Source organism: Chelatococcus asaccharovorans (genome assembly GCF_003201475.1).
GTDB classification, from domain to species: Bacteria; Pseudomonadota; Alphaproteobacteria; order Rhizobiales; family Beijerinckiaceae; genus Chelatococcus; species Chelatococcus asaccharovorans.
Genome location: NZ_QJJK01000001.1, coordinates 461,291 through 486,130, shown reverse-complemented (window position 1 = coordinate 486,130; position 24,840 = coordinate 461,291). Strand labels below are relative to the sequence as shown.

The 24,840-nt window shown below is 65.4% G+C and carries 21 protein-coding genes; 11 read left to right on the top strand and 10 right to left on the bottom strand.

All coding sequences use genetic code 11. The features are described from left to right. Nucleotides 1-56 precede the first annotated feature (56 nt). From C7450_RS02380 to C7450_RS02360, 5 genes are all read left to right on the top strand, one after another. Complete coding sequence (locus C7450_RS02380) at nucleotides 57-1,301, top strand: FAD binding domain-containing protein (RefSeq protein WP_110372758.1); 1,245 nt, start codon at nucleotides 57-59, stop codon at nucleotides 1,299-1,301. A gap of 39 nt (nucleotides 1,302-1,340) precedes the next feature. Further along, entirely contained in the window at nucleotides 1,341-1,754 is a 414-nt protein-coding gene (locus C7450_RS02375; protein ID WP_110372757.1) for a cupin domain-containing protein, read from the top strand. Between the two features lie 33 nt (nucleotides 1,755-1,787). Next, the gene (locus tag C7450_RS02370; protein WP_110372756.1) at nucleotides 1,788-2,867 is read left to right on the top strand and encodes an alkene reductase; all 1,080 of its coding nucleotides are present in this window, start codon (nucleotides 1,788-1,790) and stop codon (nucleotides 2,865-2,867) included. Nucleotides 2,868-3,054: 187 nt separating this feature from the next. Then, nucleotides 3,055-4,716 carry an FAD-dependent oxidoreductase gene (locus C7450_RS02365; RefSeq protein ID WP_110373222.1) on the top strand — a complete coding sequence of 554 codons (1,662 nt, stop codon included), beginning with the start codon at nucleotides 3,055-3,057 and terminating at the stop codon, nucleotides 4,714-4,716. Between the two features lie 79 nt (nucleotides 4,717-4,795). Continuing rightward, the gene (locus tag C7450_RS02360; protein WP_110372755.1) at nucleotides 4,796-5,461 is read left to right on the top strand and encodes an alpha/beta hydrolase family protein; all 666 of its coding nucleotides are present in this window, start codon (nucleotides 4,796-4,798) and stop codon (nucleotides 5,459-5,461) included. A gap of 100 nt (nucleotides 5,462-5,561) precedes the next feature. On the opposite strand, the gene C7450_RS02355 is transcribed toward C7450_RS02360, so the two are convergent. Next, entirely contained in the window at nucleotides 5,562-7,457 is a 1,896-nt protein-coding gene (locus tag C7450_RS02355) for an ABC transporter ATP-binding protein (protein WP_110372754.1), read from the bottom strand. Between the two features lie 308 nt (nucleotides 7,458-7,765). On the opposite strand from C7450_RS02355, the gene C7450_RS02350 reads away from it, so the two are divergent. Beyond that, complete coding sequence (locus C7450_RS02350; RefSeq protein ID WP_110372753.1) at nucleotides 7,766-8,773, top strand: ABC transporter permease; 1,008 nt, start codon at nucleotides 7,766-7,768, stop codon at nucleotides 8,771-8,773. Continuing rightward, a complete protein-coding gene (locus tag C7450_RS02345) occupies nucleotides 8,766-9,674 on the top strand; it encodes an ABC transporter permease (RefSeq protein WP_110372752.1) in 909 nt (302 codons plus the stop codon). Before C7450_RS02350 ends, C7450_RS02345 begins: the two co-directional genes overlap by 8 nt. A gap of 24 nt (nucleotides 9,675-9,698) precedes the next feature. Here C7450_RS02345 and C7450_RS02340 read toward each other — a convergent pair whose 3' ends face one another. The 3 genes from C7450_RS02340 to C7450_RS02330 are packed head-to-tail and all read right to left on the bottom strand — an operon-like array spanning nucleotide 9,699 to nucleotide 12,751. Then, on the bottom strand, nucleotides 9,699-10,967 hold the full coding sequence (locus C7450_RS02340; RefSeq protein WP_110372751.1) for an NAD(P)/FAD-dependent oxidoreductase: 1,269 nt from the start codon (nucleotides 10,965-10,967) through the stop codon (nucleotides 9,699-9,701). Then, a complete protein-coding gene (locus C7450_RS02335) occupies nucleotides 10,964-11,710 on the bottom strand; it encodes an N-formylglutamate amidohydrolase (RefSeq protein WP_110372750.1) in 747 nt (248 codons plus the stop codon). The genes C7450_RS02340 and C7450_RS02335 overlap by 4 nt, the downstream gene beginning before the upstream one ends. A gap of 6 nt (nucleotides 11,711-11,716) precedes the next feature. After that, nucleotides 11,717-12,751, bottom strand: a complete 1,035-nt coding sequence (locus C7450_RS02330) for a MurR/RpiR family transcriptional regulator (protein ID WP_210206344.1) — start codon at nucleotides 12,749-12,751, stop codon at nucleotides 11,717-11,719. Nucleotides 12,752-12,940: 189 nt separating this feature from the next. On the opposite strand from C7450_RS02330, the gene C7450_RS02325 reads away from it, so the two are divergent. Continuing rightward, nucleotides 12,941-14,638 carry a peptide ABC transporter substrate-binding protein gene (locus C7450_RS02325; protein ID WP_110372749.1) on the top strand — a complete coding sequence of 566 codons (1,698 nt, stop codon included), beginning with the start codon at nucleotides 12,941-12,943 and terminating at the stop codon, nucleotides 14,636-14,638. A 121-nt stretch (nucleotides 14,639-14,759) separates the two neighbouring features. On the opposite strand, the gene C7450_RS02320 is transcribed toward C7450_RS02325, so the two are convergent. Then, nucleotides 14,760-15,980 (bottom strand): helix-turn-helix domain-containing protein, encoded by a 1,221-nt coding sequence (locus tag C7450_RS02320; RefSeq protein WP_110372748.1) that lies wholly within the window; start codon nucleotides 15,978-15,980, stop codon nucleotides 14,760-14,762. A gap of 107 nt (nucleotides 15,981-16,087) precedes the next feature. Between C7450_RS02320 and C7450_RS02315 the strand changes: the two genes are divergently transcribed. Further along, nucleotides 16,088-16,378: a hypothetical protein gene (locus C7450_RS02315; protein ID WP_110372747.1), complete on the top strand. Its 291-nt coding sequence runs from the start codon at nucleotides 16,088-16,090 to the stop codon at nucleotides 16,376-16,378. 2 nt (nucleotides 16,379-16,380) lie between these two features. Further along, nucleotides 16,381-17,085 (top strand): DUF899 domain-containing protein, encoded by a 705-nt coding sequence (locus tag C7450_RS02310; RefSeq protein WP_110372746.1) that lies wholly within the window; start codon nucleotides 16,381-16,383, stop codon nucleotides 17,083-17,085. A 222-nt stretch (nucleotides 17,086-17,307) separates the two neighbouring features. Here C7450_RS02310 and C7450_RS02305 read toward each other — a convergent pair whose 3' ends face one another. Then, nucleotides 17,308-18,357, bottom strand: a complete 1,050-nt coding sequence (locus tag C7450_RS02305; protein ID WP_110373221.1) for a DUF1214 domain-containing protein — start codon at nucleotides 18,355-18,357, stop codon at nucleotides 17,308-17,310. A 16-nt stretch (nucleotides 18,358-18,373) separates the two neighbouring features. After that, on the bottom strand, nucleotides 18,374-19,810 hold the full coding sequence (locus C7450_RS02300; RefSeq protein WP_110372745.1) for a DUF1254 domain-containing protein: 1,437 nt from the start codon (nucleotides 19,808-19,810) through the stop codon (nucleotides 18,374-18,376). Between C7450_RS02300 and C7450_RS02295 the strand changes: the two genes are divergently transcribed. After that, complete coding sequence (locus C7450_RS02295) at nucleotides 19,809-20,597, top strand: Crp/Fnr family transcriptional regulator (protein ID WP_245449437.1); 789 nt, start codon at nucleotides 19,809-19,811, stop codon at nucleotides 20,595-20,597. The genes C7450_RS02300 and C7450_RS02295 overlap by 2 nt on opposite strands. Nucleotides 20,598-20,767: 170 nt before the next feature. Here C7450_RS02295 and C7450_RS02290 read toward each other — a convergent pair whose 3' ends face one another. The 3 genes from C7450_RS02290 to C7450_RS02280 all read right to left on the bottom strand — a co-directional run bounded on the left by C7450_RS02290 (nucleotide 20,768) and on the right by C7450_RS02280 (nucleotide 24,749). Then, a complete protein-coding gene (locus C7450_RS02290; RefSeq protein ID WP_110372743.1) occupies nucleotides 20,768-21,175 on the bottom strand; it encodes a hypothetical protein in 408 nt (135 codons plus the stop codon). Between the two features lie 116 nt (nucleotides 21,176-21,291). Beyond that, complete coding sequence (locus C7450_RS02285; RefSeq protein ID WP_110372742.1) at nucleotides 21,292-22,986, bottom strand: FAD-dependent oxidoreductase; 1,695 nt, start codon at nucleotides 22,984-22,986, stop codon at nucleotides 21,292-21,294. Beyond that, nucleotides 22,983-24,749 carry a SulP family inorganic anion transporter gene (locus C7450_RS02280; protein ID WP_110372741.1) on the bottom strand — a complete coding sequence of 589 codons (1,767 nt, stop codon included), beginning with the start codon at nucleotides 24,747-24,749 and terminating at the stop codon, nucleotides 22,983-22,985. The genes C7450_RS02285 and C7450_RS02280 overlap by 4 nt, the downstream gene beginning before the upstream one ends. Nucleotides 24,750-24,840 lie beyond the last annotated feature (91 nt).

Genomic DNA, 24,840 nt, shown 5'->3' with positions numbered 1-24,840 from the left:
GGGTGCCCTGTGCGTTTTAATTGATCGATCGATCACTCAGATGAGGGAACCAAGACATGTCCGACGATGGAAAGAGCAATCCGGGCCGCCGGGCCATCGTGATCGGAGGCTCGATGGCGGGGCTGTTTGCTGCCCATCTCCTCCTTGCCCAAGGCTGGGACGTCGCGATTTACGAACGAATCTCGGCGGAACTGGCCGGCCGCGGCGCCGGCATCGTGACGCATGACGAACTCTTCGAGGTGCTCCGTCTCTGCGGGATCGACAGCGAGACGGCGCGTATCGGCGTCGCGGTGAAAGGCCGGCGCGTCTTCGCTGCGGACGGAACGCTGGCGGGCGAGCATCCTCTGCCTCAGGTCCTGACGTCCTGGGGGCGACTTTACAGCCTTCTCCGCGAGGCGTTGCCCGAAGGCCGGTATCACTACGGCCGGAACCTTGAGCGGCTCGTTCTCGACGGGGAGGGAGTGACCGTCCACTTCTCGGCCGGCGAGCCCTTGCGGGCGGAGCTGCTCGTCGGCGCGGATGGCATTTTTTCCACCGTCCGCAAGCAGGTGTTGCCCGAGGTCATGCCCTCCTATGTCGGCTACATCGCCTGGCGCGGGCTGGTGGACGAGGTGGATCTGTCCAGGGAGACGCGCGCGGCGCTGTTCGACAGCTTCGCATTTTCGCTACCGCCGGGCGAGCAAATGCTCGGCTACCCCGTCGCCGGTGCCGACGAGTCGATGGAACCGGGTCGGCGGCGCTTCAATTTCGTCTGGTACCGGCCCGCTCCGGACGCCGTGCTGCGCGATCTCCTGACCGATGTCGATGGCATGCAGCACGAGCTCTCGATTCCGCCCAACAAGATCCGGCCGCGTGTCCAGCAGGAGATGCGGCGCGCGGCGCGGCAGCTGCTATCGCCTCAGTTCGCCGAAGTCGTCGAGAGGACGCCGCACCCGTTCATCCAGGCGATACAGGATCTCGAGACGCCCCATATGGCGATCGGGGGGCGCGTCGCTTTGATCGGCGACGCCGCCTTCGTCGCGCGGCCGCATGTCGGCATGGGCGTCACCAAGGCGGCCAGCGATGCGCTCGCCCTCGTGCAGGCGCTCGCCCGGAGTGATGGAGACATTGCGGCTGGCCTTGCCGCGTTCGAGGCCGAGCGCCTGCCATACGGTCGCGCGGTGATCCGGCGCGCGCGCCATCTCGGCGCCTATATGCAGGCGCAGCTGCTGACCGAAGAGGAGCGGAGGCTCGCCGAACGCCATCGCCGACCCGAAGCGGTCATGTGCGAAACCGCGGTCGCCACCGGCATCGCCGCCTGACCGCGCCGACAGTCCTGCCACCGACACAAGGACCCTATCATGAGCCAGAAAGCCGTCGCCTTTGATTGGCCGTCTCCACCGGCCTCCCTCTCCCCCGATCACCGGACCGAGTTCATCGCCAATCGGGGGAATGGTCGTGTCGGCAGCAGGCTTGTCTCCGAGACCGAGCGTGTCCGGGTCTGGACGCTGAAACTCGAGCCGGGCGAGCGCATCGGCTTCCATACACATGTGCTCGACTATTTCTGGACGGCAGTCACGGGAGGCCGGGCCCGCTCGCAATACGCCGATGGCCGCGTCGCCGAAATGTGCTACGAGCCGGGTGACACCCAGCATCACACCTACGGCGCCGGTGAGTTCATGATCCATGACCTCCACAATATCGGCGACACCGAACTCGTCTTCACCACTGTCGAATTCGTCCAGAGCGCCAATGCTCCTTTGGATGTTCGTTGACGCAGTCGACATAGTCAGGTCCTGGAGGGCTGCATGCCATCATTGTTCGACCCCATCCGCATCGGCGCGCTGAAGGCGCCAAACAGGATCTTCATGGCGCCCCTCACGCGCGCACGGGGAACGCGTGACCATCTGCCGACACCGATCATGGCTGAGTATTATGCGCAGCGTGCAAGCGCCGGCCTGATCATCAGCGAGGCGACCGGCATCAGTTCCGAGGGGCTCGGCTGGCCGTTTGCGACCGGCATCTGGTCGGATGCCCAGGTGGCGGGCTGGTCGGTTGTGACGGATGCCGTACACGCCGCCGGAGGCCGCATCTTCTGCCAGCTCTGGCATATGGGACGCGTCGTCCATCCGAGCTTGCGTGGCGGTGCGCTCCCGGTGTCATCCTCGCCCACCACGGCGCCTGGCCTCGCACATACCTACGATGGCAAGCAGCCTCATGTGCAAGCGCGGGCCCTGACGCTGGACGAGATAGGTCGCGTGATCGACGATTATCGCCGGGCCGCACGCAACGCCCTGCGCGCGGGCTTCGATGGCGTCCAGATCCATGCGGCTAACGGCTATCTGATCGACCAGTTTCTGCGGGCCAGCGCCAATCTGCGGACGGACGCTTACGGTGGCTCGATCCCGAACCGTATCCGATTGCTGCGGGAGGTCTGCGTGGCCGTAGCCGACATCGTCGGTCCGGATCGTCTGGCGGTGCGGTTGTCGCCAAACGGCGAGTCCCAGGGCGTCAACGATCCCGAGCCGGAACCGTTGTTCGTCGCGGCCGCCGAGGCCCTGTCGGCGCTGGCGATTGCGTTTCTCGAAGTGCGAGAGCCGCCTCCGGATGGCACGCGGGGCAGACCCGATCACCCGCCCATCGCACCGGCGATCAGGGCGGCCTTCCAAGGCGTACTGGTCCTCAATTCCGATTTCGGTCGAGACCGGGCAATCGCTGCCGTGTCGTCGGGACAGGCCGATGCAATCACGTTCGGAAGAGCCTTTCTCGCCAATCCCGATCTTCCCGAGCGGCTTCTCAGAAACGCCGCCCTGAATCCTGATGTCATCGAAACCTGGTATTCGCAGGGGAACGCGGGATACATCGATTACCCGACGATCGCGGAATGACCGTCAGATAGAACCTTGGAGCGAGGCAGTCCGTTGTGTCGCCCGCATCGGCAGACCGCTCTGCCGAAGCCCCTAAACCTATGTATGGATGGCGCGGGCCGGCGCGGTCGGCGATGACATGGGGACAGGGTCGGTCTCGCGACGTCGCCGCGCACATGCGATGCCGCAGCACAGCACGGAGTTTGACATGAGCACGGTCGACATGCGCGAGCACCAGATGTTTCCCGTCCTCAGCCCGCGTCAGATCGCGACGTCACGCCGCTTCGCCAGTGGCCCGGAAACCCGCTTCGCGCCGGGGCAGACGCTGTATGACATCGGCGATCACGGCGCTCCGGCCTGGCTTGTCCTTGACGGATCGATCGAGGTCTTCCGCCGCGATGGGCTGAGCCGCGAAGCCGTGGTGACCACCCATGGCGCCGGCCAGTTCTCCGGCGAGGTCAATCAACTCGCGGGCCGTCCCTCGATTGCGGCGGGGCGGGCCGGGCCTGACGGCTGCACCGCACTCCCCTTCGACCCCGCGCATCTGCGCGCGCTGATGGTCGGGTCGGCCGATGTCGGCGAAATCGTCATGCGCGCGCTGATCCTGCGGCGGGTGAGCCTGATCGAGCATGGGAGTGCCGGCACGATCCTGGTCGGCGTCCCCGGCAGCGCCGATATCCTGCGCTTGCAGGATTTCCTGGGCCGCAGCGGCCTGCCCAACCTGCTGCTCGACGTCCGCTCCGACGAGGAGGGCCGGGCGCTGATCGAGCGTACCGGCGTGTTGCCTGAAGATCTGCCGCTCGTGGTCTGCCCCACCGGGCCGGTGCTCAAGCGTCCGAGCAATGAGGAGCTGGCAGCCTGTCTGGGCGTCGTGCCTGAGATCGATCCCGAACAGCTGTATGACGTGGCGGTCGTCGGTGCCGGCCCCGCCGGGCTTGCAACGGCGGTCTACGCGGCATCCGAGGGGCTGTCCGTGATCGTCCTCGATTCGCGCGCCATGGGCGGGCAGGCCGGCGCATCCGCGCGGATCGAGAACTATCTGGGCTTTCCCACCGGCATATCGGGGCTCGCCCTTGCTGCACGGGCGTTCAACCAGGCGCTGAAGTTCGGCGCCGAGATGGCCGTTCCCGTTGCGGTTGAGAAGCTGCAATGCGAGCAGTCCGAACTGACCCTGCTGTGCGCCGGCGATCGCCATGTGCGGTCACGCGCGGTCGTCATCGCATCGGGCGCGCATTATCGCCGGCCGGCCATTGCCAATCTGGCGGAGTTCGAAGGCGCCGGCGTGTCCTATTGGGTCTCGGCAATCGAGGCGCGCCTGTGCGCCGGCGAAGAGGTCGTCCTGGTCGGCGGCGGCAATTCGGCCGGGCAGGCGGTCGTGTTCCTGGCTCCGCAGGTCAAGAAGCTCCATCTGGTGGTCCGGCGTGATCTGGCGCAGACCATGTCGCGCTATCTCATCGATCGCATCGCCGCGCTTCCCAATGTCGAACTGCACGTGGGCAGCGAGATCGTCGGCCTGGAGAGCAGGCGGGGACAGGACGGCGGGCTGGGGACCGGGCTTGCTGCGGCGACATTCCGTGACATCAACACGGGCGCGCTTCACCGCCGGGAGGTGTGCCACGTGTTCCTCTTCATCGGCGCTGATCCCAATGCCGAATGGGCCCAGGACTGCGTGGAGGTCGACGCGAACGGCTTTGTGATCACCGGCGCCGGACCCTGGCCGCTCGGAACGAGCGTGCCCGGCGTCTTCGCGATCGGCGACGTCCGCGCGGGCTCCACGAAGCGCGTTGCCGCCGCCGTCGGCGAGGGCGCCGCGGTGGTGGCGCAAATTCACGCGATGTTCGCCAAAGACGGCAATCGGACAAGCCGATGATGTTCCTGCCGGATTCACGTTGCAAGCGACGCGGATCTTGCTAGCCTCTATCCCTGAAGAGGCGAGTTTTCATAAGCCGATGTTTCTTTTCGACGGCCCCGACAACGCCGATGTGACGATCCTCCTGGCGCACGGGGCCGGAGCACCGATGGACTCGCCGTCAATGACGGCGGCCGCAGAGGCGCTGGCCGGCGTGGGCTTTCGCGTGGCGCGCTTCGAGTTCGACTATATGGCTGCCCGACGCACGGGTGCAGGCCGCACCCCACCCCCGCGGGCTGAGGCGCTGAATCCGCACTATCTGGCTGCCGTCGACGCGCTTGGCGATGTTGGAGCCCTCATCATCGGCGGCAAGTCCATGGGGGGCCGCGTCGCGAGCATGGTGGCGGATGCGCTGTTCGAGAGCGGCCGGATCCGCGGCCTTCTCTGTCTCGGCTATCCCTTCCATCCGCCCGGCAAGCCGGACAAGCTCCGAACCGCGCACCTCGCCGATCTGGCGACCCCGGCTCTGATCGTTCAGGGAACGCGCGATGAGTTCGGCACTCCGGAGGATGTCTCGACCTATGAGCTCTCGCCGCGCATCGAGATCCTTTGGCTGGAGGATGGCGATCACGATCTGAAACCCCGCAAGCGGATTTCCGGCTTTTCAGCCGCCGATCATCTCAAGGCCATGGCCGAGGCGGTTTCCGTCTGGGCCGCGCGTCTCGAGCAAGTCCGTCTTTTGCGGACTTGCTCGGCTCAAAATTAACGAGCAAATTCACCGACTTAGATGGTATCAGGCGATTCCATCTAAGTCGGATTTGCTCTCGGCGCGTCCCCCGCTACTTGAACGCCTGCCGCCGGGCTGGTCAGGGGGCAAGTGGGGCATCGGCGGGCATCTGAAGCACGAGATGACCGGGCGCGACTTCGGTATAGAGTGAGGGCGGGGGAACGTAATCGGCCGGATGGATGGGCGAGCGCAGCACCGGGTGACCCGTCAGGCTATGGGCTTTCCGGCGAGACGGATCGGCGATCGGAACGGCGGCCAGAAGCGCCCGGGTATAGGGATGCTGCGGGGTCTCGAAGATCGCCGCGCGCGGGCCGATCTCGACGATCCGCCCGAGATACATCACCGCAACCCGATGGCTGATCCGCTCGACGACCGACATGTCGTGGCTGATGAACAGACACGCGATGCCGAGGTCCGCCTGCAGCTCCATCAGCAGGTTCAGGACCTGCGCCTGCACCGAGACGTCGAGCGCGGACACGGCCTCGTCGGCGATGATCAGCTTCGGCTCGAGCGCAAGCGCGCGGGCGATGGCGACGCGCTGACGCTGGCCGCCCGAAAGCTCGTGGGGATAAAGGTCGATGAAGGCGGCGGGCAGGCGCACGCGGTCGAACAGCTCCGCCACGCGCCGGTGCAGGGCCTGCCCCGACATCCGGGTGTAGTTGACGAGGGGCTCCGCCACCTGGTCGAAGAGGCGCATCCGCGGGTTGAGGCTCGCATAGGGATCCTGGAAGATCATCTGCATCTTGCGGCGCAGCGCGTGCATCCCCTGGCTCGACTGAGCCAGGACGTTCTGTGTCTCCAGCATCACCTCGCCCGACAATGGCTGGATGAGCCGCAGGATCGAGCGGCCGCAGGTCGACTTGCCGCAACCGGACTCGCCGACGAGGCTGAGCGTCTGGCCCGGGTTGATCGTGAAGCTGACATCCTCGACGGCGTGGACATTGGCGATCGTGCGGCGCAGCAGCCCCTTCCGGACGGGGAACCGGGTGCAGAGGTGGCGCACGTCGAGAAGCGGCGCGTCCGCCGCCGCGGCCGGCGTTGCGACCGGTCTCGGCGTCGCCGCGCTGGATTGGTCGCCGGTCGCGAGGCCGCGCATCGGCGCGGGGAGGGTTGTGCCGCGCATTTCGCCGAGGCGGGGGACGGCGGCCAGCAAGGCCCGCGTATAGGCCTGTTGCGGGTCGGAGAAGATCGCCTCCACCGGGCCTTCCTCGACCTTTTCGCCGCGATACATCACCACGACCCGGTCGGCCATCTGCGCGACCACCGCCATGTCGTGGGTGATGAACAGCACGGCCGTTCCCGTCGCGCGCTTCAACCGGTCGATCAGGGCGAGGATCTCGGCCTGGACCGTCACATCGAGCGCGGTTGTTGGCTCGTCGCAGATCAGGAGGCGTGGCTCGCAAGCCATGGCCATGGCGATCACGACGCGCTGGCGCATGCCGCCTGACAGCTCGTGCGGATATTGCTTGAGGCGGCGCTCGGGTTCGCTGATCTGCATCTCGGTCAGCAACGCGAGGGCGCGGGCACGCGCTGCCGCCGTCGGGATGCGCCGATGGGTCAGGATCACCTCGGTGAGTTGGCGCTCGATGGTGAAGACCGGGTTCAGCGCCGTCATCGGCTCCTGGAAGATCATGCCGATCTGGCCGCCGCGGATCGCCCGCATCCTCGCCTGATCGGTCTGGGCGAGGTCGATGACGCGCCCGTCCGCCTGCCGGAAGCGCAGCTCCCCTGCCGCGATCCGGCCACCCCCGAATTCGACGAGCCGCATCAGCGACAATGCCGAGACGGACTTGCCCGAACCGGATTCGCCGACGACGCACAGGCATTCGCCAGGGGAGATGTTGAAGCTGACGTCGCGCACGCCTGCAATCGGACCGGAATGGGTCTCGAACACCACGCGCAGCCCGGCGATTGCAACGAGCGGGTCACGCGGCTTCAGGCCGGATGCTTGCGGGGCATAGGACGTATCGACCATCAAACCTCCCAAGGCAGAGGGCCAGGGCAGGACCAACGCAGGACGGGAACAGGGCAGCGCCAAGCCGGGTGCCCGGGCCATGCCTTCGGCCTGAACGTGGCACGTCGGCCGGACGCGAGCGCCCGGCGCGGGGCTCTCTCGGAAAAGTATTATTTGTTACATATTGACTGCGAGACCGCATGTTTGCAATCTATTTTACATAAGCTGGCAATCGGGGAACAGGTGCCATCAGCATGGATCAGGACGTCACAGGCTGCGCCGCCGGGGGCCGCGGCCCGCGGGATCGGGCCGCGGGCGGCTAGGGTCAGATGCTTCATTACACGCTCCGCCGCCTGCTGATGGCGATCCCCACGCTCCTGGCGATCAGCCTGATCATCTTCCTCCTGCTCGGCCTTGCGCCCGGCGATCCGATGGCGCAGCTGCCGCTGACGATTCCGCCCGAGGTGAAGGAGAAGATGCGCCAGTCGCTCGGGCTCGGCGATCCCCTGATGCTGCGCTACCTCCTGTGGCTCAAGCAGTTTTTCCTGGTCGAGCCGCTGCATGTCCTCGACACCTTGTTCGGGCTGGATTTGGCTGGAGAGAGCCAGCGCGTGGTGTCATGGCAGTCGCGCGCGCCCGTCGCCGACATCATCGCGCAACGCCTGCCGCAGACGCTATGGGTCGTCGGCCTCGCCTATCTGGTGGGGATCGCCATCGCGCTGCCGATCGGCATTCTGTCGGCCTATCGGCAGCACAGCTGGTTCGACCAGATCGGCACCCTCGTGGCGATGATCGGCTTCTCGGTCCCGACCTTCTTCACCGGCGTCGTGCTGATCGTGGTCTTCTCGGTCGAGCTCGGCTGGTTCCCGTCGCTCTACGACACGACGCTGAGGGTGACCGGTTGGGACAGCTTCGTGGCGCAGCTGCGCCAGATGGTTCTGCCGGTGACGGTGCTCGCGCTCTACAATGCCAGCCAGATCAGCCGCTTCATGCGCGCCTCGATGCTCGACAACCTCCGGCAGGACTACGTTCGCACCGCCCGCGCCAATGGCCTGTCCGAAAGGGTCGTGGTGCTGGTCCATGTGCTGCGCAACTCGATGATCCCGGTCGTGACCGTCATCGCCATGGGCGTGCCGCAGATCTTCGGCGGTGCCATCATCACCGAGCAGGTCTTCAAGGTGAACGGGATCGGCGAATTGCTGATCTCGTCGATCCAGGCCAACGACGTGCCGATGGTGCAGACGCTGACCTTCATCTTCGCGGTGCTGATCGTGCTGTTCAACCTGATCGCCGACATCCTGTACGGCATTCTCGATCCGAGGATCCGCTATGACTGAGGCTGTCGCGGCCGCGCCCCGCCGGCGCTCGAGCCAGGCGCGCGATGTCTGGCGTCAGTTCCGCAGCCATCGCGGCGCGATGATCGGGACGGTCATCCTGGGGGCTATTCTTGTCGTCGTCATCGCCGGCCCCTGGCTGTGGCATCTCGACCCGACCGCTGTCGCCATGCGGATGCGCAACCGGGGCCCGTCGCTGGAGCATCCGCTCGGCACCGACCAGCTCGGGCGCGACATGCTGGCGCGGCTCATTACGGGCGGGCGGGTTTCGCTGACCGTCGGCCTGACGGCGATGGCACTATCTCTTGTGCTGGGGACGCTGGTGGGGGTCTGCGCGGGCTTCCTGCGCGGCCTCGACGGCATCCTGATGCGGCTGACCGACCTGTTCCTGGCACTCCCGCTGCTGCCGCTGCTCCTCGTCATGTCGATGCTCTTCCGCGAGCCGCTGGCGCAATGGCTCGGCGCCGAGACCGGGGTGTTCCTGCTGATCGTCACGGCCATCGGGGGAACGAGCTGGATGCATGCCGCGCGCCTCGTGCGCGGCGAGGTGCTGACCCTGAAGGAACGCGAATTCGTCCTGGCCGCCCAGTCGATCGGCACGGGGCGCGGCAAGATGATCCTCCGCCATATCCTGCCCAACGTGCTCTCGCCGATCCTCGTGTCAGCGACGCTCGGGATCGCCAGCGCGATCATCACCGAAAGCTCCCTGTCGTTCCTCGGGCTTGGCTTCCCGCCGGATTTCCCGACCTGGGGGCGGCTCCTCTACGATGCGGTCGACCAGATCCAGCTCTATCCGATGCGGGTGATCCTGCCCGGCATCGCGATCTCCCTGACGGTGCTGTCGGTCAACTATATCGGCGACGGCCTGCGCGACGCGATGGACCCGCGCGCCCGGGCGCGCTGAGCGGGGCCGCCGCGGAGGGGGCGTTCAGCCCTCCATCCGATCCCGCAGCTGATTGAACGGTCCCCGGCACAGCTGCACCATCTGGCCCAGCAACGCGCGGGCGATGACCCGCGGCGGTTGCCGCTGGGGCCACCAGTCGCGCCCTGCGGCGGGGTCCTCGAGGGTTCGGGCAAAGGCGACGGACAAGGCCGCCGAGGTCGGCACCCCCCGGCCGGACCAGCCGGACAGCGCCCAGAGCCCGTCGTCGAGCCGCTGGATCGAGGGCGTCTGGTCGAGGGCCATGCTGACCGTGCCGGTCCACATGAATTCCCAGTTGAGCCCCGCGAGCACCGGCCAGATCCGCGACAGCCGGCGGGTCATGAAGGCCGCCGTATAGTCGAAGCGGCGGCCGCGGCCGGGTTCCTGCAGGCCGCCGGTGATAATCCGTCCCGCGGCGTCGATGCGGAAGAACATCGGATCGTGGTGGGTATCGCCGAAATTCATGCCCGAGGGCATGACATTCGCGCGTTCTTCCGTCGTCAGCGGGCGGCTTGCGACGGCATAGCTCGTCAGCGGGAAGAAGCCCCGCGTCACCGCCCCGGGGATCGCCGCGGTCGAATAGGCATCGGTCGTGAGGCCGACCGTCCTGGCGCGGATCTCGCCTTCGGGGGTGCGGATCGACCAGCGGCCGTTGCGGCGCGTGAAGGCGGTCATCGGGCTGTCGGTGAAGACCTCGATCCCGAGCGACAGCGCGAGCCGTGCGAGTTCCCGCGCATAGCCGAGCGGATTGACATGCCCCCCATCGCGGTGGACCCATCCGCCCAGGAAGGCACGGGTGCCGGTCAGCTCAGCAATCTCCCCTGCGTCGAGATAGCGGTCGCTCTTGCCGTAGCGCGCGTATTTCGCCTGCGCCGCGCGCGTCGTCGCCAGGGTCCGGTCGTTAAAGGCCGCGCTGAGGGTGCCCTTCTGGACGGCCTCGCAGCGCAGGCCGTGGCGCGCGATCCGGTCGAAGACCATGGCCCCGGCCTCGGCAAGGAGGCCGGTGCCTTTTTCGGGCAGGGTGGCGGACCCGAGATAACGAAAAACGGGAATGCATTGGCCGTGATTGCGGCCGGATCCGCCCGCGCCGATGTCCCGCGCCTCGATCACGGCGACTCGGGCGCCGGCCTCGGCCAGTTCGATCGCGGTCAGCAGGCCGCCATAGCCGGCGCCGACGAGGAGGATATCGACCTCGCGCGCGTCGGTGAGGCGCCCGGTCGCCGGTGCGGCGACCGCGGTCAGTCCATAGGGAGGTTCGGGGGAAAATAGGGTCACGCGGCAACTCCAGTCGCGATGGCCGCGGTCAACGCGCCGGCCAGGCGGCAGGCCCAGCGGGCGCGGTCTGGTCCGGTCTCGAGAAGATCGTTCGTCACCTCAAAGCCACAGGCCGGAAGACCCGTGCCGTAGCTGTGCCAGTCGACGGTGTAGACACCGTTCCTGCCGGAATAGGGCTGGTTATCCCCCAGGACGAGGCCCTCTTCCGTCCCGAGATGGTGGAGCAGATGGCGCGACAGGGTATCGTCGTCGTGCCAGATCGTGCCGCCGTCCCAGGGGCGGTGCACGCCCTCGAAAACGCGGGTGCAGCTATGCAGCGCAAAAAAGAAGGGGCGCGCATGGCGAGCCATCTGGCGCTCCCAGATCGTGCCCAGCACCTGGTGATAGGGCCAGAAGACGGCCTCCTGCCTGGCTTCCCGCTCGGCGCAGGACAGCGCGGCATTGGCGGTGATCGGCGTGTTTTCGAGCGCCACGGGTATGGAGCGGGGATCATCGACCCAGCGGTTCACATCGATGACGAGGCGGCTGACGTCGCAGAGCACGATCGGCACGTCGATCAGGCCCGCAAGTTCCTGGGCCAGTTCCGCCACGCCCAGATCGCAGAAATAATGGCTGTCCTGCCATGCGGGGGCGAGCCCGAGATCGCCGAGTCCAGGCGGAATCGACCGGCCGGCATGATCGACCGCGATCAACCCGGGCAAGCGGCCTCCCGCGTTCAACACGATGGGCGGGTTGGCGCGCATGGGACGTCAGCTTTCCTTGGCGGGGAAGGTGGAGGACGACTTGGAAGAAGCCTTGCCGGGGGGCTCGGAAGAAGCCTTGCCGGGGGGCTCGGAAGAAGCCCTGCCGGGGGGCTCGGAAGAAGCCCTGCCGGGGGGCTCGGAAGAAGATTTGGAAAAGGATTTTCCAGGAGTTTTGGTGGGGGACCCGGGAAGGGGGCCGGCAGCGCCTAGGCTCCGCAATTCCTCGATCCGGGCGAGCCGGTCGCGGCTCCAGTCGCGGCAGCGCTGACTGACGGCGGCGACGATCGCCTCGATCTGCGCCGTGGCGACGACGCGCGAGCCGAAGGGCGAGGGCGAGGCGTCGGGCGACGTCAGCACCGCATCCGCATATTCCGCGATCGGCGAACGCCAGATGTCGGTGAACAGGCAAAGGCGCGCGCCGCTTTGCCGCGCGCCGCGCGCGAAGGTCAGGAGCTCGTTCTGGTAGCGCCGGTAGTCGAAGATCACGAAGACGTCCTGCGGCCCGGCGTCGACCAGCGTGTCATAGGTGAAGCCCAGGGCGAGCGGGGTGAACAGCACACCGGGCCGCAACTGGCTGAGCTGCGTCGCCAGGCGCTGCGCGAGATTCTGGCTGTAGCGTCCGCCCAGAAGCTTGATCGTTGCGCGCGGCGACACCAGCAGGTCGACGATCGCATCGAATTCGGCAGGCATGGCCTGCGCGGCCGCGACCTGGAGCGCCTCGGCCTGCATCAGCAGGGTGCGCTGGTAGACATGCGCGGGTGGCTCTGTCGGTGCCTCGGCATGGATGTTGTTCAAGGGCGAGCCGAGCTGGCGCTCGACATCGGCGATGGCCGCGGCCTGGAAGTCGGCAAAGCGCGAGAAGCCGATCTTGGCCAGGAAGCGCAGCACGGTCGGTGCGCTCACCGAAGCCTGTTTCGCCAGCACGTCGACCGTCGCGAGGGCGCGCGTCGGGTAGCCTTCGAGCAAGACCGAGGCCACCTTCCGCTCGGCCGTCGACCGGGCTTCACTGCGTATCCTGTCGAAAAGGGCTGTTGCAGCCATTCCTGTATTCTTTATTACATATTGACTCAGTTCGGGCATTTTGCACAGTATGTTACAATAATCAATGCGCGTCCAGGTGGCAGCGGCTGTCCCCCGCCCACAAGTGTCATTCGCTGTCACCCGCCCACAACTTTAATCAGCCCGTCAGCCCAGGTCAGAGATCCGGGGCCAGCCACAGGAGAAGATGGAATGAGCATGGCCAAGTTCCTGACCGCGGCCGCGCTTGCGCTGCTGCCTTTTGCTGCGCATGCCGAGCGCGGTTCGGATGGAGATCTGAAAATCCTGTACTGGCAGGCCGCTTCGACGCTGAACCCTTATCTGTCGGGGATCGGCAAGGAGGTCGATGCGGCGGCACTGGTGGTCGAGCCCCTGGCCCGGTTCGATCCTGAGGGCAAGCTGGTGCCGCTGCTGGCGGCCGAGATTCCGACGAAGGAGAACGGCGGCATCTCGGCCGACACGACGATGATCACCTGGAAGCTGCGGCCCGGCGTCAAATGGTCGGATGGCGGCGCCTTCACCGCGAAGGACGTGGTCTTCACCTGGACCTACTGCACGGCCCCGGGCGCGGGCTGCGCGGCGTCGAATGCCTTCGACGGCATCAAGGATATCGTGGCCAAGGACGACCTGACGGTCGAGATAAAGTTTGCGCAGCCGACGCCCTATCCCTATGTGCCCTTCGTCAGCTCGACCACGCCCATCCTGCAGGAAGCGCAGTTCAAGGCGTGCATGGGCGCCAAGATCGCCTCCTGCACCGCGCAGAATTTCGCGCCGATCGGGACCGGCCCCTACACGGTCAAGGATTTCAAGCCGAACGACGTCGTCGTCTATGCGATGAATCCGCTCTACCGCGAAGCCGGCAAGCCGCATTTCTCAGGCGTCACGATCAAGGGCGGCGGCGATGCGATGTCCGCCGCGCGGGCTGTCTTCGAGACGGGCGAGACGGATTACGCGTGGAACCTGCAGCTCGCGCCCGATGTCATGGCGAAGCTCGCTTCGTCGGGCAAGGCCCGGCCCGTGACGGCCTTCGGCTCGATGGTCGAATACTTGTTCCTGAACCTGACCGATCCGGGATCTGAGCTGGGCGACAAGCGCTCGACCGTGGCAGGCGGCCCGAACAAGATCCTGAGCGACATCCGCGTGCGCAAGGCGCTGTCCCTTGCCATCGATCGCGCCGAGATCGCGGAGGCTCTCTACGGCGATCAGGGCAAGCCGACCTGCAATGTCGTGCCGGCACCGGCGCAATACGTCTCGACGGCCAATGACGGCTGCCTGAAGCCTGATGTCGCGGCGGCCAAGGCTTTGCTGGACGAGGCCGGATGGAAGCCCGGCGCCGACGGTATCCGCGAAAAGGACGGGCAGAAGCTGAAACTGTCCTTCCTCACCTCGACCAGCGGGGTTCGGCAGGATACCCAGGCCATGCTGAAGGAATACTGGAAGGCGCTTGGCGTCAGCGTCGATCTTCGTAATGTCAGCGGCTCGGTCTTCTTCGGCGGCGATGCCGGCAACCCCGACACGCGGCAGAAATTCTACGCCGATATCGAGATGTACACCGACAACTCGAAGGGCCTCGACCAGGAATCCTACCTGAACAAGTGGACCTGTGCGGCGATCCCGTCGCCGGCCACGCAATGGCAAGGCAGCAACATGCCGCGCTACTGCGCGCAGGATTACGAGGCCTTGTCGCAGACCCTGCGCAAGACCGACGGGATCCCGGCGCGCGCCGACCTCGCGCGCAAGATGAACGACAGGCTGGTGCAGTCCTACACCGTCATCCCGCTGGTGCATCGCGGCAATATCTCGGGCGCGGCCAAGTCGCTCAGCGCGGTGTCGATGAACCCGTGGGACAGCGAGCTGTGGGACGTGGCAAACTGGTCGCGCGCCAAGTGAGCAAACCGACTGCGGTTGAGCTGAGGCGCGGGCGGCAGGGCCCGCGCCGTGGTGGGGCAGGCGCGTGCCGGAGGCTCATTCTTTGGTGTCACCGGAGCAAGTCCGCAACAGACGGACTTGCCTAGCCGACAACGCCGACGGCAGGGAGTAACAAGCTCGTCGGGAAGCCCGGAACGCACGTAGCGATCCAGCGCCGTGCCCGGCCGTGGCCGAACCATTCCGCCTTGCCATTGTTCGCAAGGATGTCGAGCGCCCGCTGCACCGTACGCGGACTGACATCGAGCGCCAGCGCCAGCGCGGAACTCGACCAGGCCTCGCCGTCAGCAAGCAGCGCCAGCACTTCGCCATGCTCCTCTTCGACAGGCGGGGCAAGCACTGCGACCGTGCCAGCCTCATGGCGTTCCAATATGAAACCCCGTTCGGTGGCGTGTATCTCCGCTATGGGTCTGATCGCCTCACGCAAGCGCCCGATCTCGACCCGCAGTCGCGTACGATGTGATTCATCGGCCTCCCGCGCGCGAAAGGCGCGGAGGAGAAGCTCCTCCCGCGAGGCATCCTCCGGCCAGGTCTCACCGAGCAAGCGCGCGAGCGCGAACAGGACAGGACGACTGGCCAGAGAAACGACGGCTGTCCTGGCGCGCGTGACGTTCCGGCACGCGTCGATGACGAGCGCATCCGATGCGATCAACGCTTCGATCTCATTGAGCTGAAGAAGCCGTTCCCCACCGCGCGCAATCAACCGAGCGGCGGGCGCTTGAAACGCCTGCACGGCTCGCTCGACCTCGACCGTCAACGCAGCATTCCCGACGCTGACGGCCGCAGCCCTGGCCCGTTCGAGCGCGTCGCGCGCCGGCTTCGCGCATATGCGGCGCATGGCGATGCCTGCGACCACCAATGCGTATCCCGCACGTGATGTGGCGGGCAAGGCATCCACATTGACGTCACCGAGGATCCGCTCAGCCTCGTCGAGCCGGCCGATCAATAGCAAGCGCCGTGCGTCGAGATAGCCGGCATGCGCGGCGTTCGTGAGGTCTCCGAAAGTCTCCAGCGTGGCTCGTGCGGCGCGGAGCCCCTGCATGGGGCGGCCGAGGTCGCGCGAGACCAGGGCGATTTCGGCTTCGGCAACGTGGCAACGTGCGCGGGCGACAGGCTCCTCGGCGCCAAATGACCGCGCCGCGTTTCCCAGCAGCTCTCTTGCGCGCGCAAGGTCGCCGAGTTGCGCCATGGCGATGCCGCGCAAGGCAAGCGCCGGCGCGTCGTCGCGCAGGGAGACGCGCTTGAGTGCCGCAAGCGGATCGCCCGCAGCGAGCGCGTTCGCTGCGGCAGAAATCAGAGCGTCCATTCGAATCCCGTCACACTTGTTACTCACGCTTTCAAGGCCTCTGGCCGTACATCTCTCCTGTGTCTAGCGCCGGAAAGTATTGGCAAAGCTTAACTGGAAGTTCGACAATGACGACATCCATAGTAGCAGAAAAGCGCTCCCCCGGTACCCAGCAGTCTCGCCATGCTGCGAGTTGGCTCGGTCTTGCAGCTTCGCCAACCTTCGCATTGATGGCCTGGGTCTCGACCAATGACACGCAAAGCATGCTGTGCGTGTCGGGTCCCAGCATTCTGCCCGTCAGCAACATGGCCTTCATGTACCTGCTGATGAGCTTTTTCCACCTGTCGCCCTGGCTGAAGCTCGCGCCCGCCCTCCCGCGACACCGCACGCAATCACCATCCCAGAACCGAGGAGACTGACCATGCATCCAACCATCGTTTCACGCGGAGACTGGCTCACCGCGCGCAAGGCGCTTCTGGCCAAGGAACTCGAGATAACTCACGCCCTCGACGCCTTGCGCGCCGAACGCCGGCAGATGCCCTGGGTCAGGGTCGAGAAGGGCTATGTCTTCGACGGCTCCGACGGGAAGTGCAGCTTGCTCGACCTGTTCGGCGATCGCAGCCAGCTCGCCATCTATCACTTCATGCTGACGCCGGGCTCGGATCATCTCTGCCCTGGTTGTTCCTATACGATGGATCACGTCGACGCCGCGCGGCAGCATTTCGAGCAGGCCGACCTCGCCTTCGCAGCCGTTTCACGCGCGCCGATCGTGCGGATCGAGCAGGTGAAAGCCCGCATGGGCTGGACGTTTCCCTGGGTTTCGTCTGGAGACGGCGACTTCAGCTACGACTTCGGCGTGTCCTTCACCGAGGCAGATCGCGCCGCCGGCCGCGCGCTCTACAACTACGACAAGACCAGGATCCAGAAGTCCTCGGACATGTTCGGCGTCAGCGTCTTCGTCAAAGATGGGAATGAGATCTTCCACACCTACTCGACCTATCACCGCGGCACCGAACTGCTGATGGGCGCCTTCAACTGGCTCGACCTCACGCCTAAGGGCCGCAACGAGACCGCCGGCATCATGAGTTGGGTTCGTCTTCATGACGAGTACCCGCACTCGCAATGAGCCACGCACGGCAACCCGCCGCGACACCGGAAATAGGAGGACGTGATGTCCGCAACCGTTGCAAATCAAAACGGCCCTCTGCGCCCCGGTGATCGCGTCCCAGCTCCGAATACCGTTCCGGACGTGGGAGGGCGTCCGACCAGGCCGTCACGCGCATCGGACGGCATGCGAACGACGGCCTCGGCGCTCCCGCGGCCGGTATAGTCTCGACCGGAGCACGGCCTATCTCGCGACGGCGGCGGGGAAAGTCCAGGTGCCGTTCAGGATGTCCGCGTGGGGGCGATAGAGCCGGATCATGTAGTTCCAGCCGGCCGTGACCGGCAGGCAGTTCGGGATCGTGCCGTCGCAGCCGCCGAACCGGATGTCGACGCTGCCGTCGGCACTCTTTTTCGCGGTAATGTTGTTGAGCGAATAGGCGTTGAAAGCATTCGGGGTGAAGAAGCCTTCGGCGTTGTAGACGGTCACGGACCAGAAGCCGTCGACCGGCACGCCCGCCGGCACCTTCAGACCATAGACGGTCTTGCCGTCGTTTTTCTCGGGGAACACATTGAGATAGACGGCCTCCTTGTCGGGGTTGCCGCCCCAGGCCGAGGCGGTGCCGAGCAGGAAGCGGACCGGATCGACCTCCGCACGCGTTCCGAACATCCGGTTCTTGTCGGGCAGGGTGTCGGACAGAACGATCAAGAGGTCGCGGATCTTCTTCTGGCTGGCCTGATCCCACGCCGGCACCTCGAACGTGCCCGGTCCTCCCGGCTGCTCGACCTTGATCGCGTCCTGCACCGCATGGGCCTGCGCCATGTCCTTCTTGTCGGCCGGATCGGCCAACGTCCGGAACGCCACCGCGACATAGCGCGTGCCGATGGTCTCGCGCGTCAGGGTATAGGGTCCCGGCTTGTAGGCGACCTGGGGGGTGTAATGGTCCTCGTTGATCACCTGCATGGACATGAAGCGCTGACCGGCATCTGGGATCGTAATCGTGACCGGCCCGGCATCGAGGTCGAACACTGCGGACGAGTAAAGGGTGTCGCGGTTGAGACGGATGACGGTCTGCTTGTCGAGCGGTGCCGGCTCCCGCGTGTGGTCGAACGTGCCGAAGCCGCCATTCTTGACGATGCCGGCGAAATAGAGATCCGACTCGGCCCGCGCGAAATTCTCGACATTGACGGGCACTGGCTTGGAGTTAGGCGCCGGATTTGCCGTGGGCATCTGCGCCTGAGCGGGCCAGCTTGCGGAGATCACGGCGGCTGCCGCCAGTGCGAACGTCTTTCTCATGATCGCTTCCTTTCTGTCAGGCGGCGCGAACAAGCGGCGGCTGCTTCCACCGGGGATCCAGCGCCTCGGGCTTGGGCCAGTAGAGCCGCAGCGTTGTCCAGAACGGTCCGGCGGGGACGGGCAGCCAGTTCGCTTCACGGTCCGGTCCCGGGGATTCGTGCTGAAGATGGAGCGTCACCAGCCCATCCGGATCGCGCTTCAGCGCCGGCAGCATCGGCGAGTTGATGAGGTAGCGATTGATCGCGTTCGCGGAGAGCAGGCTCTGCGGCAGCGCGTAGACGGTGAGCGACCAGAAGGCGTTGACGGGGAACGAATTCTTCGGATCGAACCGCAGCGTATAGCGCCCGTCCTGGCCGTTCAGCGGCTGGCCGGCGGAATCGGAGTAATAGAAGGGGTAGAGGGCCTCCTCCTTTGAATTGCCATAGATTCCGAGCGCGGCCGAGGCCATGCGGATCATGTAGTCGTTCTTCAGGAAGCTCCGCGTTCCGAAGCCCTCTGCTGCCGTGCGCTTGCCGGTGTCGAGCTCGCCCGCCTTGAAGGCGGCGAAGGCCTTCCAGGCATCGGCCATCCCGTCCTCGAGCGCCTTGCGCCGTTCGGGCTCAAGATTGGCGATATCCATGGCCTTGCCCGGTCCGACGCCGATGCGGGCGAAGCGCCGACGCAAATCCCGCTCGGAAGCATGTGTCGGGCAGAATTGCAGGACGAAGTTCAGGATCGGGAAGAATTCGGCCGAGCTGCGCTGCTGCTCCGGCGAGAGCGGCCGCGGAAAGTCGATGGCGGGCGCGGCCGCCGGTGCCGGCTTGCCGAGAAACTGCGAGAGCGGCTGCACCGCGTAACCCGCCTGGATCGCCTTGACCTTCTCGATATCGCTCGGCGCGAAGAGCTGGGTCCGGTAGAGCACGAAGGCGAAATCGGTTTCGCAACGGATCACGCCCTTCACGCCCGGTGGCGTGCGACCCTTCCAGCGTGGGCCAGCGAGCAGGAAGCTTCCGGCCCCGTTGCCCGTGGCGCGGCTGCCGACATAGGCGAAGTTGAAGGTGTACTGATCGATGAATTGCAGCGAGTAGTAACGCCCCGCCTCCACGGCGGGGACCGTGATCACCAGGGGCTCGGTCCGCAGGTCGGCGCCGATATAGGAATAGGGCGTGTCCGAGTTCGGCGTCTGGATGGCCTTGTCTTCGGGCGTGTAGACGCGCGCCGTGTTGGCGATCACGTTCCAGGGCGCCTTGAATTCGGGCCCGCCACGATCCGCAAAATAGGAATACTGGATGCGGTAATTGTCGACGAGCGGGAAGCCCCAGATCGTCGCCTCCTTGGCGATCGCGCGCAGCGTATCGGCTTCGGTTGCCCGGGCGGCCGAAGGGCTCGCGCTCAGGCTCAGGGACGTTCCCGCACCAATGCTCGCCAGCGATGCGAGGAGGGCGCGTCTGTTCATGGAGGAGGCGCTTGTCATGACGATGGTCTCCCGGCTAGGTCGCGCCGCAACCGCTAGTTTAAGCGCTTGGAAAAGTATATTTGTCCGGAATCGGACAAAGCCGAGGTTTTTTTTCATGGAGCGCGTCAGCAAGGCTTACGCAGATGAGGTCATGAGCGAACGCGGCTGGCTGCCACTGGTGCCGGAGGCGTTCCGGACCGAGGTGCTGCGGCGCGCGATGGTGCTGCACCTCGCTCCAGGCGAGCCGGTGTTCCATCTCGGTGATCCGCCGGGCGGGGTTTACGGGCTCGTGGCGGGCACCGTCAGCGTCAGCCTCGCTCCGGCCGATGCGACGCCGCGCCTGATCCTTCTGGGGGTCCCAGGGCACTGGACCGGAGAAGGCTGCTTTCTTACGCGGACGCCACGAAAAGCCGAACTCAGGGCCGTCGTCGAAACGACAATGCTGCACCTTCCTCTCGATGCGATGGACCAGATGGCGGCGCGCGATCCGGCGGTGGTGAACCATGTCGCGCTCATGCTGATGATGACTGTCGAGTTCCTGTTCCGGGTGATCCACGATCTACAAAAGCCCCAGGCGGACCGGCGGATCGCCTCGGTGCTTCAGCGCACGACCTGGATCGGACAGGCACCGATCCCGCTCACCCAGAGCGAGCTCGGTGTCATGGCCAATGCTTCGCGCAAGCAGGTCAACGCCGCCATCAGGCGCTTCGCCGAGGCCGGATGGCTGAGTAACACTTACCGTTCCATCACCATCACCGACCCGGGCGCCCTTCGCCGCTTCGCCGAGGGGGAGGGGACCGATTGATCACGAACACCCGTTGTCCGATACCGGGCGATGGAGCAACCGGCTGATGACTGCTCGAGCAAATCCGGCTTAGATGGAAGCATCTGATGCCATCTAGGTCGATGAATTTGCTCGTTAGTTTCTGAGCGATGCCAAGTCCGCAAAAGACGGACTTGCTCTAGCGGCCGCTGTCAGAGCTTCTCCGCCGGTGCCCGCGCCCGCCTGACGATCCGCGCTACCGGGCCGCGTATGATCATATACGGAACGATGGCGAGCAGAATGGCGATGACCATGACTTCACCGGGGTAGACGGCCCGATACACGATGGCCTGATAGATTATATCGAGCACCGCCGCGAGAATTACGATCCTCGACGTCGAGCGCCATCCGTTCCTTAAGGCTTCCCGCCGTTGGTCGGCGGCACCAAAGATGGCAAGAAGATAGGGTGGCGCACCGGTCTTGCCGTCGCGAATGCCATCGCGGATCGCCAGAATGGCAGCCATGATCGGCTGCAGGATGAGGCGAAACGCCATGGGTCCGTCAGGCCGTTCCAGAATGTGGGCGAGGAACCGGGTCGCAGCTTCCTCGAGCGATGCCATGGGGTGAACCTCGAATCAATAATTGACGAGTGGCCCTTCGATTCCGACATTTGCGCGATCGCCCTCGACCAAGGGGACGCAGATGTCGGGATCGGGCCACCAGGATATCGGCGGTCTCAGCTGTCGAGCACGCCGCGATGGTAACGGGCGAGCATGCCCCCGGACATCGTGTGTGCCCGGTAGCCGTTCTGCAGCAGGATGCGCGTCGCATAATAGGCGCGCTGGCCCGACCTGCAGATCACATGGATGTCGCGATCCCGCGGCAGTTCGGTGATCCGTTCGCGGAGCTGGCGAAGCGGAATGTTGACCGCCCCGGCCACGCTTTCCACGCGCAACTCGGCCGGTTCCCGCACGTCGAGCAGGATTGCCTCCGAAGGGTCGCCCCAGTGCGAGATGGGCATATCGCCCCGGAGCACGTCCGCAGCAACCATGCCCGCGAAATTCACTGCATCCTTGGCGCTTCCGAACTGCGGCGCGTAGCACAATTCGGCCTCCTCAAGGTCATACACCGTTGCGCCCATCTGGATGGCCATTGCAAGGGTGCTGATGCGCTTGTCGACTCCTTTCATGCCGACCGCCTGCGCACCGAGAAGGCGTCCATCCGTCCTGGAGAACAGGACTTTCATGGCGATGGGCTTGGCGCCGGGATAATAGCCGGCATTCGAGTTGGGATAGAGGTAGACCTTCTCGTAGTCCTGCCGGCCGGCATTCTGCAGCGCCTTTTCGCTCGCGCCCGTCCAGGCTGCCGCCCCGTCGAAGAGACCGATGATCGAGGTTCCCTGCGTTCCCCTGTAGCGGCTGTCGCGTCCAGCAATCACGTCTGCCGCGATCCGGCCCTGCCGGTTGGCCGGTCCGGCCAGAGCGACGAGACTCCACGCCCCCGTGACCGTATCGCGCACCTCAATTGCATCGCCGACGGCGAAAATCTCCGGGTCGCTGGTCTGCATGTGGTCATTGACGCGAATGCCGCCAAGCTTTCCGATTTCGAGACCCGCCGACCGGGCCAGCGCGGTATCCGGGCGCACACCGAGCGCAAGGATCACGATATCGGCCGGGAACTCGGTCCCAGAACGGGTCGCCACCTCGATGGCACCGTCCTCCCTTGGGGTAAACGCCGTTACGGCATCACCGAGCACGACGCTGACACCGTGATGGTTGAGATGGCGCTCAACGATCTCCGCCATCTCGCGGTCCATCGGGGCGAGAACCTGGTCCCGCAGCTCGATCACCGTCACGTCAAATCCGCGATGGACCAGATTCTCGGCCATCTCCAACCCGATAAACCCGCCTCCAACCACCACGGCACGCGTCTTCGGACGGGCCGTCTGGAAGCCTGAATATTTGCTCATCCCTGTGAGGAACAAGGAGCCCTTCTCGATCCATTCCCGCACGGCGCGAGCGTCGGGCACGGTGCGCATTTGGAAGATGCCAGGCAGGTCGATGCCCGGGATGGGCGGCGCCACCGATGGAGCGCCGGGCGAAAGGACGAGCTTGTCGTAGCTCTCCGTCGTCACTTCCCCCGTCTCGAGGTGTCGCAGATCGACGGTTTTGGCCTTCCTGTCGATCGCGATTGCCTCGCATCTCGTCCGGGCGTCGATATTCAGGTTGGCCTTGAAATATGCTTCGTTCGCGACGAGCAGATCCTGCTCCCGCGCGATGATGCCGCTGGTGTGATAAGGAAGGCCGCAATTGGCGAAGGAGACGAACGGGCCCCGTTCCACGAGAAGAATTTCGGCCGTCTCGTCCAGCCGGCGAAGGCGGGCGGCGCAGGATGCGCCACCGGCGACACCGCCAATGATCATGACTTTCATGCGGGTTCTCCTCGTCCATGACGGGACGTCTTCGCGTTGCGGAAAGCGTCCATCGCCTGTCGATTGGTTGGAAACATCGGGGCCTCGGCGACCAGTTCATGCAGACCGAGCTGGCCGAACTGCGCCACCAGGGCGGGGCTCGCCCGCGTGATGATCAGGGTGACACCTTTGCTGTCGAGCATTTTCGCCACCTGGTGCAGGGTCTCTGCTCCGGTCGTGTCAAGTTCGGAGATCGCCTCGGCATCGAGCACGAACCAGACGAGCGGCGCCGTCCGGGATTCGAGGATGGCCTCGACATCCTCGAGGAAGGTGTTCGCGTTGGCAAAGTAGAGCGCAGTGCCGAAGCGATAAACCAGAAGCGGGGCAGCGGTATCTTCCTCACCCGGTGGAACGGGTTCGAAATGGCTGCCATCGGAGACCGCGGCCAAAAGCCAGCTTTCCGGCCGCGATGCACGACCGACGACGTCGATGATCGACATCAGAACAGCGATGAGGACCGCCTGCATGGGGCCCAGAACCAGCACGCTCAGGAAGCAGACCGCGGCGATCCAGAACTCCGTCTTGCGCATCCGCCAGAGGTCTCGGAATTCTGAAACGGACACGAGGCCGATGACGGCATTTGCCACGATCCCCGCCAATGCTGCATTCGGCAGATAGGCGAGTACGTCGGTGAAGAACAGCATCACGATTGTGATCGTCACGGCCGCCACCAGGGAGGGTAACTGGCTCTGCTGGCCCGCAGTGTCCATGGCCGCCGTGCGAGATGGACTTGCGGCGGTCAGGAAGGCGCCCGAAAGTGCAGCAGAAACATTGGCCGCCCCGAAGGCGAAGAGGACCTGGTTGCCGTCAGCCTTATATCCATATTTGCGGCTGTAGCGGCGCGACAGGAGAAGCCCTTCACACAGCGTGATCGCGACGACCGCGAGTGCCGCGGGCAGGACGTCGAAGAAGGCAGAAAGGGGCACGCGCGGAAATGTCAGCTGGGGCAGGCCTGAGGGAATGGCGCCGAGGACGCTGACCCCCTTCTGGTCGAGCCCGAACGCACCCACGAGAACCGTCAGGATCGCCAGCACGACGAGAGAGCCGGGCACGGCCGGCGCGAAGCGCTTGAGCAGCCGGACCATGAAGAAGGCGGCGAGCCCGACGACGACCGACCAGAGGTTCGCATGTGGGATAGTACGCGCCAGGGTGGCCAGCTCCAGAAAGAACCCCGTCGTCTCGAACGGCAAGGACAGCGCGTCGCGTGCGGTCGCGGCTGCCGTGCCCGTCATGTCGATGTGTGGCGCTCCAAGGATCTTGAAGACCTGGCTCACAAAGACTTCCAGTCCCAAGCCCGAGACGAATCCGGCCATCACCGGGCGGGATAGAAAGTTGGCGAGGAACGCGAGGCGGAACGCCCAGAACATGAAAAACAATCCGCCTGCGACCAGTGCCATTGCAAGCATGTAGTCGTAGCGAACCGTGCTATCGGGCAGCTGCAATCCTATAAGCGCCGCCGATGCCAAAGCGGTAAGCGACGCGTCGGGACTGGTGATGAGGTGGCGCGACGAGGTGAGCAGGGCGAAGACAACGAGCGGAATGATCGCGGCATAGAGCCCCGCGGTCGGTGGCAGGCCTGCGACCTGCGCATAGCCGATATTAAGCGGAATGATCAGCGCTGCGAGCGTAATTCCCGCGGCTATCTCGCGGGGAGCGCCACTCAGGGTCGCGCTTCGCAATCCGGAGAACGGCACCGGCCAGCGGCCAGGTTCAGTGCGGCGCATGCGTATCCCCCTCGGGGTCTGATCCCGCGAGCTTTCCCATCCCCATGGTGCCACGGCCGGACGACGCCAATCAGCATGAACCAGGCTGATG